Source organism: Hydrogenophaga sp. L310, from assembly GCF_055703065.1.
The window spans coordinates 386,344-396,430 of record NZ_JBVPZA010000003.1; the positions used below are offsets into that span (position 1 = coordinate 386,344).

Consider the following 10,087-nt stretch of genomic DNA (forward strand, 5'->3'; position numbering starts at 1 on the left):
CCTGGGTTGTTGCGGACCGCGCAGGCGCTCAGGCCTTGTGACTCGCGGCGGCCAGGGCCGTCATGTTGAGCACGCGGCGCACGGTGGCGGCGGGCGTGAGGATGTAGGCCGTGGCCGCTGCACCCATGAGCACCGGGCCCACCGTCACGCCACCGCTGGTGGTGGTCTTGAGCACGTTGTAGAGGATGTTGGCCGAATCGAGGTTCGGACAGATCAGCAGGTTGGCCGAACCGGTGAGCGTGGTCTGCGCGTCGTAGCTGCGGCGGATTTCCTCCTGCAGGGCGGCGTCGCCGTGCAGTTCACCGTCGCACTCGATCCCGGGATGCTGCGCCACGAAGAGGTCGCGCGCGGCGCGCATCTTCCTGGCCGAGGTCCGCTTGCTGGAGCCGAAGCTCGAATGCGAGAGGAAGGCGATCTTGGGCGGTATGCCGAAACGCTGCACCTGCTGCGCGGCCATGAAGGCGATCTCGGCCAGCTGTTCGGCGTTCGGGTCCTCGTTGACGTAGGTGTCGGCGATGAAGATCGGGCCGCGGTCGGTCATGAGCGCGTTGACGGCGGCGTAGTTGGTCACGCCAGGCTGTTTGCCCAGGATCGCGTCGATGCGTTCCAGATGGGTGCTGTAGCTGCCCACCAGGCCGCAGATCAGCGCATCGGCATCACCCAGCGAGAGCATGAGCGAGCCGATGATGGTGTTGGAGCGGCGCACCGCGGCCTTGGCCACTTCGGGTGTGGCGCCGTTGCGCGCCATGAGCTTGTGGTAGTGCTCCCAGTACTGGCGGAAGCGCGGATCGTCCTCGGGGTTGGTGTTTTGCACGTCCACACCCAGACGCATGCGCAGGCCAGCCTTTTGAATGCGTGCGGCGATCACGGCGGGGCGCCCGATCAGGATGGGCACGGCGAGCTGGTCGTCGATCGCCATCTGGGCGGCGCGCAGCGCTCGCTCGTCTTCACCGTCGGCGAAGGCGACCCGTTTGCGCTCCGGAGGCAGGGCCTTGGCGGCGTTGAAGATCGGCCGCATCAGGATGCCGGTCTGGTAGACGAAGCGTCCCAGGCTCTCCTTGTAGGCCACCATGTCGGTGATGGGGCGGGTGGCCACGCCGGAGTCGGCAGCGGCTTGCGCCACGGCGGGCGCGATCTTGAGGATCAGGCGGGTGTCAAAGGCCTTGGGGATGATGTAGTCGGGGCCGAACACCAGCTCCTGCCCGGCGTAGGCGGCGGCCACTTCGTCGCTGATCTCGCTCTTGGTCAGGTCCGCGATCTGGCGCACGCAGGCCAGCTTCATCTCTTCCGTGATCTTGGTGGCACCACAGTCGAGCGCACCGCGGAAGATGTAGGGGAAACACAGCACGTTGTTGACCTGGTTCGGGTAGTCCGAACGGCCGGTGGCGATGATGCAGTCGGGCCGCGCGGCCTTGGCGATCTCGGGCCGGATCTCGGGCTCGGGGTTGGCCAGCGCCAGGATGATGGGTTGCGAGCCCATGCTTTTGACCATGTCGGCATCCACCACGCCCGCGGCCGAGCAGCCGAGGAACACGTCGGCGCCCTGCATCGCATCGGCCAGCGTGCGCGCGGCGGTGGTTCGGCAGTAGCGCTGCTTGGATTCGTCGAGCTTGCCGCCCGCGACGTCGGCGCGTTCGGTGTGGATCACGCCCTTGGAGTCGCAGACCAGGATGTTCTCGATGTTGACACCGAGGTTGACCATCAGGTCCAGGCAGGCGATGGCCGCGGCGCCCGCGCCCGACACCGCCATCTTCACCTGACCGATCTGTTTGCCGACCAGCTCCAGTCCGTTGATCAGGGCGGCGCTGGAGATGATGGCGGTGCCGTGCTGGTCGTCGTGGAAGACGGGGATCTTCATGCGCTCGCGCAGTTTCTTCTCGATGTAGAAGCACTCGGGCGCCTTGATGTCTTCGAGGTTCACGCCCCCCAGCGTGGGCTCCAGCGCGGCAATGATGTCGACCAGCTTGTCCGGGTCGCGCTCGGCGAGTTCGATGTCGAACACGTCGATGCCGGCGAACTTCTTGAACAGGCAGCCCTTGCCCTCCATCACCGGCTTGCTCGCCAGCGGGCCGATGTCGCCCAGCCCGAGCACGGCGGTGCCGTTGGTGATGACGCCGACCAGGTTGCCGCGCGCGGTGTATTCCGAAGCCAGCGACGGGTCGGCCTCGATGGCCAGGCAGGGATAGGCGACACCGGGCGAATACGCCAGCGACAGGTCGCGCTGGTTGGACAGCGGCTTGGTCGGGGTGACGGAAATCTTGCCCTTGCCGGGCGAGCGGTGGTATTCGAAAGCGGCGTCGCGCAGGGCTTGTTCAGCGGGTGTCATGGTCTCTCCAGAATCGGGCCGCCCGGCGTGGGCGGGCGGTCATTGTGGCACGCTGCCCGCCGACCATCTGCGGGGACATTCCACAGGTGGCTCAGGCGGCCTGCAGCACATCCAGCAGGGTGCGGGCAACCACTTTGGTGGCGCGCCGCAGGTCTTCCAGCAGCAGGTTCTCGTCGGCGCGTTTGGCATTGGACTCGCGCACGGTGCGCGGGCCGGCGCCGTAGATCACGCCCGGGATGCCGTGTTCGCCGTAGATGCGCACGTCGGTGTAGAGCGGTGTGCCGACGGCCGGAATGGGCTCGCCGAACAGTTCCTGCCCGTGTTTCTTGATCGCTTCGACCAGCGGCTGGTTGCCGGGCAGGGGCTTGAGCGCACGCGCCAGCAGGATGCGTTTCACGTCCACGCTGATCGCCCGGCCACCGCGCGGCGGGTTGAAGCTGGCGGCCGCTTCGGCGATGGTGCGGCGCAGGGCCGCTTCCACCTCGGCCGGGTCTTCCTCGGGGATCATGCGGCGGTCCACCTTGAGCACCACCTTGCCGGGGATCACGTTGGTGTTGGTGCCGCCGCTGATCTGGCCCACGTTGAGGTAGGGGTGGGTGATGCCTTCGACGCTGGAGGTGACCTTGAGGTAGTCGGCGTTGAGCGCGTAGAGCGCGTTGAGGATGTGCACCGCGCCTTGCAGCGCGTCGGTGCCGCTGTCGGGGATGGCGGCGTGTGCCATGTCCCCGTGCACCGTCACCTCCAGCTGCAGGCAGCCGTTGTGCGCCACCACCACCTGGTAGCTGAAGCCGGCGGCGATCATCAGGTCGGGTTGGGTGAGGCCGTTCTTGAGCAGCCAGTCCGGGCCGACCTCGCCGCCGTATTCCTCGTCGTAGGTCACGTGCAGTTCGACGCCGCCTTTGAGCGGCAGGCCGAGCGATTCGAGTGCGCGGATGGCGAAGCTGAAGTTGGCGATGTCGCACTTGCTCACGGCGGTGGCGCGGCCGTAGATCCGGCCGTCCACGATTTCGCCGCCGTAGGGGTCGTGCGTCCAGCCTTCGCCGGGTGGCACCACGTCGCCGTGCGCGTTGAGCGCGATGGTCTTGCCACCCTCGCCGAAGCGGCGGCGCACAATCAGGTTGGTGATGGTCTCCAGGCCGGCGGCCTTCACCTCGGCTTCGGGCACAGCGTGTTTTTCGGCGGTCAGGCCCATGGCGGCCAGCAGTTCGGCCGTGCGCTCGGCGTGGGGCGCGTTGTTGCCGGGCGGCGTGTCGGTGGGCACGCGCACGAGTTCCTGCAGGAACCGCACTTCTTCGTCGAAGTGGGCGTCGATCCAGGCGTCGAGTTGTCGGTAGGCGGTGATCATGGGGTCTTCAAGCCTTTTGTTCGGCGGCGAGTTGGCCGAGCAGGTGCGCGAAGGCGCGCACGCACAGGTCCATGTCGTCGCTGGTGGTGGATTCGAGCGGGTTGTGGCTGATGCCGCTGTTCTGCCCGCGCACGAACAGCATGGCTTGCGGCATCACTTCGTGCAGCTTCATGGCGTCGTGGCCGGCACCGCTGGGCAAACGGTGCAGTGGCACGCCGAGCGCGGCCGCAGCCGCTTCCCAGCGCGCCTGCCAGGCGGGGGCACTGGGTGCGGCGGCGGCGCGCATGGTTTCTTCCAGCGTGTGGCGCACGCCGCGGCGGCTGCAGATGTCGCCGAGTTTCGCCAGCACGTCCTCTGCCAGCGCATCGCGCTGGGCATCGCTCGGCGCGCGCAGGTCGAGGCTGAAGCTGCAGCGGCCCGGCACCACGTTGATGGAGCCGTTGGGCACCTGCAGCATGCCGATGGTGGCGACCGAGTCGCCGTCGGCCGCGGCGCGCTGCTCGGCGTAGAGCGCCAGCTCGGCCACGGCGCAGGCGGCGTCGCGGCGCCGGTCCATGGGCGTGGTGCCGGCGTGGCTGGCCATGCCGATCACTTCGCCCAGGTAGCGCACACTGGCGTTGATGGAGGTGACGATGCCCAGCGGCAGGTCGAGTTCGTTGAGCACCGGACCCTGCTCGATGTGCACCTCGACGAAGCCGAGGTATTTGGCCGGGTCGCGTCGCAGCGAGCCTATGGCTTCCAGCGTGGCGGGCAGACCGGCGTGCTGCATGGCGGCGCGCATGGTGACGCCGTCGGCATCCTGCTGGTCCAGCCAGGCCGGATTGAAGTGGCCGGTGAGTGCGCCCGAGCCGAGGAAGGTGGCCTTGTAGCGCTGGCCTTCTTCTTCGGCAAATCCCACCACCTCGATGGCGAAGGGCAGGCGCTTGCCCGCCTGCTTCAACTGCTGCACGCAGGCCATGGGCACGAAGATGCCCAGGCGCCCGTCGTATTGGCCACCGTTGCGCACGGTGTCGTAGTGGCTGCCGGTGAGCAAGCTGGGCGCACCGGGCGAGTTGCCGTGGTAACGGCCCACCGCGTTGCCCACCGCATCGATGTGGGCCTCGTCAAAGCCGAGGGCCAGCATCTGGCGCTGCAACTGCGCCGCACAAGCCCGGTGTGCGTCGGTCAGGTAGGTCACGGTGAGCTGGCCGAGTTCGGCGCAGCCCGGGTCGGTGTGGCGTGCCAGGTCTTCGTGCCAGTCCCAGACCGCGTTGCCCAGCACCGGCTCGAAGCCGAACTTGTCGTTCAGGCGGATCTCGGTGATGCGGTGGATGTTGCGCAGGCACTCGGCGCGCTCGAAGTCCACCGGGTGGTGCAGGCGGCGCTGAAAGGTGGCGATGATCTCCGCCTTGGTGAGGCCCGCTCCGCGCGGACCGCGCACCGCGAGGATGAAGGGGAATCCGAACTTCGCGTTGTAGTCGGCGTTCAGGCGCTGGATGTGCGCGAACTCCTCGGGCGTGCAGTGGGTGAGTCCGGCTTTGGATTGTTCGTTGGTCGATTCGGCGGTGAGCGACTGGCTCACCATCGCTTTGCCCGCAAGCTCCGGGTGGGCGCGGATCAGCGCGAGCTGCGGTTCAACACCAGCCTCGTTGAGCACGCGCACCATCGCGTGTTTCAACGCCGCGAGCGACGCGAACGGGCGCTGTTGCAGCGCCTGCTCGGCGATCCAGGGCGAGTGTTCGTACAGGCCGTCGAGCAGCATCGCGGCCTCGGCCAGCGGCGCCGCGTTGAGTTGGTCCAGGGTGATGGGCATGGCGGTTCAGGCGGCGTGGAGGGGGTGCGTGGCTTTCCAGTGCCGCGCGATGTCCAGACGGCGCGCCACCCAGACCTTGTCGTGCGACTGGATGTGGTCCAGGAAACGCTGCAGCGCGGTGATGCGACCCGGGCGGCCGAGCAGGCGGCAGTGCATGCCGATGCTCATCATCTTGGGGCGGTCCAGGCCCTCCGGGTCGCCTTCGGCGTAGAGCGCGTCGAACGTGTCCTTCATGTACTGGAAGAACGGGTCAGCATGTGAATAACCCTGGGGCAGGGCGAAGCGCATGTCGTTGCAGTCCAGCGTGTAGGGCACGATGAGCTGGTGCGCGTCGCTGCCGTCGCTCTTGCGGACCTTCATCCAGAACGGCAGGTCTTCGCCGTAGTAGTCGCTGTCGTATTCGAAACCGCCGAAGTCGGCCACGAGGCGGCGCGTGTTCGGGCTGTCGCGGCCGGTGTACCAGCCCAGCGGTCTTTCACCGGTCAGGCGTTCGATGATCGACATCGCCTCGGTCATGTGGGCGCGCTCGGTGGCTTCTTCCACGTTTTGGTAGTGGATCCACTTCAGGCCGTGGCAGGCGATGTCGTAGCCCAGTTCCTTGAACGCTGCGGTCAGCTCCGGGTGTTTTTCCAGCGCGGTGGCGACGCCGAACACGGTCAGCGGCAGGTCGCGCCTTTCGAACTCCCGCAGGATGCGCCAGACCCCGGCACGCGAACCGTATTCGTAGATGCCTTCCATGCTGATGTGCCGGTCCGGGAACGAGGCCGGGTTGAACATTTCCGAGAGGAACTGCTCCGATCCCGCGTCACCGTGCAGCACACAGTTCTCGCCGCCTTCTTCGTAGTTCAGCACGAACTGCACGGCGATGCGCGCGCCATTCGGCCAGCGCGCGTGCGGCACGTCGCGGCCATAGCCGACCAGGTCGCGGGGGTAGGGGGCGGTGGCGTCGTAGATCATGAGGACAAGGCCATCGAGATGTCGTTGGACGGCAGCTTGCGGTCGAAGGTCAGGCCTTCTTCCACGTGCATCAGGTGTTGATTCATCAGGCGCACGGCGGTGTCTTCGTCTTTGGCGGCGAGGGCCTTGACGATGGCGACATGTTCTTCGTTGGAGTGTTCGGCCGCGTTCGTGCTCTGGTACATCAGCGTGATGAGGGCACAGCGTGAGATCAGCTCGCGCAAGAGTTCGGCCAGCACCTGGTTGCCCATGAGTTCGGCCAAACGCACGTGGAAGTCGCCCAGCAGTTCGGTGCGGCCTGGCACATCCTGGTTGTCCACGGCCCGCTTTTCCTGCGCCACGTGTTCGCGCAAGGCCTTGATCTTGCTTGGCGTGACCTGCCGCACGAAGGCGCGCGTCATTTCAATCTCCAGCATGCGGCGCACGGCGAACACCTGTTTGGCTTCCTCGACCGAGGGTGCCGCCACGAAGGCACCGCGCGCGGGCTCCAGCCGGATCAGGCGGTTTTGCGAGAGCTGGAACAGCGCCTGGCGCACCAAGGTGCGCGAGACGCCAAAGTGGTCCGCGAGCTTCTGCTCGGCCAGTTTGGTGCCCGGATGCAACCGGTGCTCCACGATGGCCTTGGTGAGGGACTCGACGATGTGGCGGGTGCTGGAGGTTTCCATGCGGGCATCATATCCAGAAAAACAAAAAGTGTATACACTTTCAGTCGACTGCAATGGAAAGGAATCCCCATGGGCTTGAGTACACACGTTCTGGACACCATGCATGGCTGCCCGGCCGCCGGCATGGCCGTGGAGCTTTACACCACCGAGGGCGATCTGGCCACGCTGGTCAAGCGCTTTGAGCTCAACGCCGACGGCCGAAACCCCGACGGCCCGCTCTACGACAACGCCAGCCTCAAGGTGGGCACCTACCGGCTGGTGTTCGATGTGAAAGGGTATTTCGCGGCCCGGGGCGTGGCGCTGCCGGAGCCCAATTTCCTCAACCGCGTGGCGCTGGATTTTGGCGTGGCCCACACCGACCAGCACTACCACGTGCCGCTGCTGGTGAGTCCGTGGAGCTATTCCACATACAGAGGCAGCTGATTTCCAATCTCCCCCCCGCGCCGCTTCGCGTCACCCCCCAGGGGGCGATGCGAGTGGCCCGGCAAAGCCGGTTCCACCGCATCCTGGACACAGGCACGGTCTCCGGCGAGAGATGTATGAACCCAGAACGCGGCGGAACCGGCTTTGCCGGGCCGCACCGCGTTGCCCCCTTGAGGGGGTCGCGCGCAGCGCGGCGGGGGTGTTACTTACTCCTTTGCCCTTCGGTCAGCGTATCGAGCTGGAAGTTGCCGCTCTTGTCCCACAGCCAGACATCGGTATAGATCACGCTGCCCAGCTGCACGGGCGCCGGAAACGGAGCCGCTTCGTGCACGGTGCGTTCGATCTCGCGCACCACGTCGGGGGCATGGGAGGGGGCGCGCATCCAGTTCAGGCGCCGCACGTTGCCGCGGTTGTCCAGATCGACCTGCAGCACGCCGACGGCGTGCATCAGCGGCGGCAACTGGCCTTTGAAGATGCGGTGGGCGTTTTTCCCATAAATGTGGCGGGCGCCGTCCTGGCGGTAGGCACGCGGGTTGTCGGCTTTCGACACCAGGCTCGGGGGCACCTCGGGTGAGGGCGTTGGCAAGGCAATGGGGTCGACGACCGGTGGTGTTGTGGGGGGGGCTGTCACTGGCGACGCGCAGGCGGCCAGCAGGGCAGCGGCGCACAACGCGAGCGATCCCCAGACGCTGCGCAGGCGGCTGGAGTCGGCTGGTGCGGGGCCGACCGGTCCCGGGTGGGCGGGGGTGGTGATGTTCATGGTGCCAGGTCTCCTGATGCGAGGTCCGCACGGGCTGCCAGCGGGGTGGCGATGTCGGGCTCATACGGGCAATCTGATGAAGTGTATGTGGCTTTCGCCTGGGGGTGTTTGCTGGTCGCGGTGATACTTCGCAGCACGCTCCGGCTTTACGTCTTCATACAGTTCTGTAGGCAAACGCACCACACATGACCCCGGAACTTGACAGTTTCTTGCGGTATCTGGCCCTCGCGCCAGCGGTGCTGGTCAGCGTGTCGGAGACGCGCGGTTCGGTGCCGCGCGAGCGTGGTGCCTGGATGGCGGTGTTTGGCGACACCCAGGTGGGCACCATCGGTGGCGGCCAGCTCGAATGGAACGCCGTTCGCCAGGCGCGCGAACGGCTGGCGCTGACCGGCCACATGGCGGGTGGCGGCGTGTGGGAGCACGAGGTGGCCCTGGGACCCAGCCTCGGGCAGTGTTGTGGTGGCCGGGTGCGCCTGCGGTTCGAGCCGGTCCATGCGACGGACCGTGACGCCCTGCGCCAGCGCCTGAGCCCCCGGCTGGCGCCGCTGGCCCTGTTCGGCGGCGGTCACGTGGGGCGGGCCATCGTGCAGGCGCTGGCACCCCTGCCTTTCGAAGTGACCTGGATCGACAGCCGCGACGAGGTGTTTCCCTGCGATCTGCCGCCGCAGGTGCATGCGGAGCATTCCGACCCGGTACAGGCGGCCGTGGGCGATCTCGCTCCGGGTTCGCTGGTGCTGATCATGAGCTTTTCACACGCGGAAGACCTCGACATCGTGGCGGCCTGCCTGCAGCGTCAGCGCACCACGGCCGACCTGCCGTTCGTGGGCCTGATCGGCAGCCACACCAAGTGGGCCACCTTCCGGCACCGCCTGGCCGAGCGGGGTTTCAGCGATGCCGAGCTGGCCCGGGTCACTTGTCCGATCGGACTGCCGGGCATCACCGGCAAGGAGCCCGCCGTGATCGCGGCCTCGGTTGTGGCTCAGTTGTTGCTAGGGCGTGTTAACACTAATAGCGATTGCGTCCACTGCGGCGGATACTCCGGGGCATGGAGATCACGCCCGAGCAATTCGCCACGATTGAGCACTGCCTGCCCAAGCAGCGTGGCAACGTCAGCCTGAGCAACCTGCAGGTGGTCAATGCGATCCTCTATGTGGCCGAGCATGGCTGCAAGTGGCGCGGACTGCCCAAGCGGTTTGGCAACTGGCATACCATCTACACGCGCATGAACCGCTGGACCAAGGCCGGTGTACTTGATCGCATGTTCGAGGAGTTGCAGCGAGCGCAGGTCGTGCGCATCAAGATCGAAGCGGTCTCGCTCGACTCCACGAGCATCAAGGTCCATCCCGATGGCACGGGGGCGTTAAAAAAAACGGTCCGCAGTCCATCGGAAAGTCCCGAGGGGGATGGAACACCAAGATTCATATGGTTGCCGCGGATGCTCGAACGGCCGTGACGTTCTGTCTCTCGCCTGGGCAGGCGCACGACGCACCCGAAGGCCGGCGCCTGCTCAGCAGTCTTGGGCCGGCCAGCAGGCCGGTGCATTTGTTGATGGACCGTGCCTACGAAGGCAACGAGACACGGCAGCTGGCACTGGATCTGGGTTTCATTCCAGTGGTGCCACCGATAAAGACGCGCATCGAACCTTGGGAGTACGACCGCGAGATGTACAAGCGTCGCAATGAGGTCGAGCGCCTGTTTCGCAGGCTCAAGGGTTATCGCCGGATCTTCTCGCGCTTCGAGAAACTCGATCTCATGTTCCTGGGCTTCATCAGCTTCGTCCTCGTCGCTGATGGACTTCGGATGTGTTAACAGGCCCTAG

Annotated in this window: 9 protein-coding genes; 3 read left to right on the plus strand and 6 right to left on the minus strand. The window is 66.4% G+C overall.

Annotated features, from left to right (window positions below; genetic code table 11):
* Positions 1 to 28: 28 nt before the first annotated feature.
* From AC0GNO_RS08550 to AC0GNO_RS08570, 5 genes are all read right to left on the minus strand, one after another.
* A complete protein-coding gene (locus tag AC0GNO_RS08550) occupies positions 29 to 2,326 on the minus strand; it encodes an NADP-dependent malic enzyme (protein ID WP_472903703.1) in 2,298 nt (765 codons plus the stop codon).
* 91 nt (positions 2,327 to 2,417) lie between these two features.
* Positions 2,418 to 3,671, minus strand: a complete 1,254-nt coding sequence (locus tag AC0GNO_RS08555) for a M20 family metallopeptidase (RefSeq protein ID WP_472903704.1) — start codon at positions 3,669 to 3,671, stop codon at positions 2,418 to 2,420.
* 7 nt (positions 3,672 to 3,678) lie between these two features.
* On the minus strand, positions 3,679 to 5,463 hold the full coding sequence (gene uraD / locus AC0GNO_RS08560) for a 2-oxo-4-hydroxy-4-carboxy-5-ureidoimidazoline decarboxylase (RefSeq protein ID WP_472903705.1): 1,785 nt from the start codon (positions 5,461 to 5,463) through the stop codon (positions 3,679 to 3,681).
* Between the two features lie 6 nt (positions 5,464 to 5,469).
* Complete coding sequence (puuE, locus tag AC0GNO_RS08565) at positions 5,470 to 6,420, minus strand: allantoinase PuuE (protein ID WP_472903706.1); 951 nt, start codon at positions 6,418 to 6,420, stop codon at positions 5,470 to 5,472.
* On the minus strand, positions 6,417 to 7,085 hold the full coding sequence (locus tag AC0GNO_RS08570; RefSeq protein WP_472903707.1) for a GntR family transcriptional regulator: 669 nt from the start codon (positions 7,083 to 7,085) through the stop codon (positions 6,417 to 6,419). Before AC0GNO_RS08570 ends, puuE begins: the two co-directional genes overlap by 4 nt.
* A 69-nt stretch (positions 7,086 to 7,154) precedes the next feature.
* Here AC0GNO_RS08570 and uraH point away from each other — a divergent pair, with 69 nt between their 5' ends.
* On the plus strand, positions 7,155 to 7,508 hold the full coding sequence (gene uraH, locus AC0GNO_RS08575) for a hydroxyisourate hydrolase (RefSeq protein WP_472903708.1): 354 nt from the start codon (positions 7,155 to 7,157) through the stop codon (positions 7,506 to 7,508).
* A gap of 202 nt (positions 7,509 to 7,710) precedes the next feature.
* On the opposite strand, the gene AC0GNO_RS08580 is transcribed toward uraH, so the two are convergent.
* Complete coding sequence (locus AC0GNO_RS08580; protein ID WP_472889519.1) at positions 7,711 to 8,268, minus strand: hypothetical protein; 558 nt, start codon at positions 8,266 to 8,268, stop codon at positions 7,711 to 7,713.
* Between the two features lie 185 nt (positions 8,269 to 8,453).
* On the opposite strand from AC0GNO_RS08580, the gene xdhC reads away from it, so the two are divergent.
* Together xdhC and AC0GNO_RS08590 are read left to right on the plus strand one after the other, a co-directional pair.
* Positions 8,454 to 9,386, plus strand: a complete 933-nt coding sequence (gene xdhC / locus AC0GNO_RS08585) for a xanthine dehydrogenase accessory protein XdhC (RefSeq protein ID WP_472903709.1) — start codon at positions 8,454 to 8,456, stop codon at positions 9,384 to 9,386.
* Positions 9,314 to 10,077, plus strand: a protein-coding gene (locus AC0GNO_RS08590; RefSeq protein WP_472903710.1) for an IS5 family transposase whose coding sequence is annotated in 2 segments (ribosomal slippage) — positions 9,314 to 9,629 and positions 9,629 to 10,077 — 765 coding nt in all. Because the reading frame shifts where the segments join, the coding sequence is not laid out codon by codon here. The genes xdhC and AC0GNO_RS08590 overlap by 73 nt, the downstream gene beginning before the upstream one ends.
* Positions 10,078 to 10,087 lie beyond the last annotated feature (10 nt).

Bases quoted from the DNA above. Each gene is read 5' to 3' on its own strand.
- AC0GNO_RS08550 (WP_472903703.1), bottom strand. From the start codon at position 2,326: ATGACACCCGCTGAACAAGCCCTGCGCGACGCCGCTTTCGAATACCAC.
- AC0GNO_RS08555 (WP_472903704.1), bottom strand. From the start codon at position 3,671: ATGATCACCGCCTACCGACAACTCGACGCCTGGATCGACGCCCACTTC.
- uraD (WP_472903705.1), bottom strand. From the start codon at position 5,463: ATGCCCATCACCCTGGACCAACTCAACGCGGCGCCGCTGGCCGAGGCC.
- puuE (WP_472903706.1), bottom strand. From the start codon at position 6,420: ATGATCTACGACGCCACCGCCCCCTACCCCCGCGACCTGGTCGGCTAT.
- AC0GNO_RS08570 (WP_472903707.1), bottom strand. From the start codon at position 7,085: ATGGAAACCTCCAGCACCCGCCACATCGTCGAGTCCCTCACCAAGGCC.
- uraH (WP_472903708.1), top strand. From the start codon at position 7,155: ATGGGCTTGAGTACACACGTTCTGGACACCATGCATGGCTGCCCGGCC.
- AC0GNO_RS08580 (WP_472889519.1), bottom strand. From the start codon at position 8,268: ATGAACATCACCACCCCCGCCCACCCGGGACCGGTCGGCCCCGCACCA.
- xdhC (WP_472903709.1), top strand. From the start codon at position 8,454: ATGACCCCGGAACTTGACAGTTTCTTGCGGTATCTGGCCCTCGCGCCA.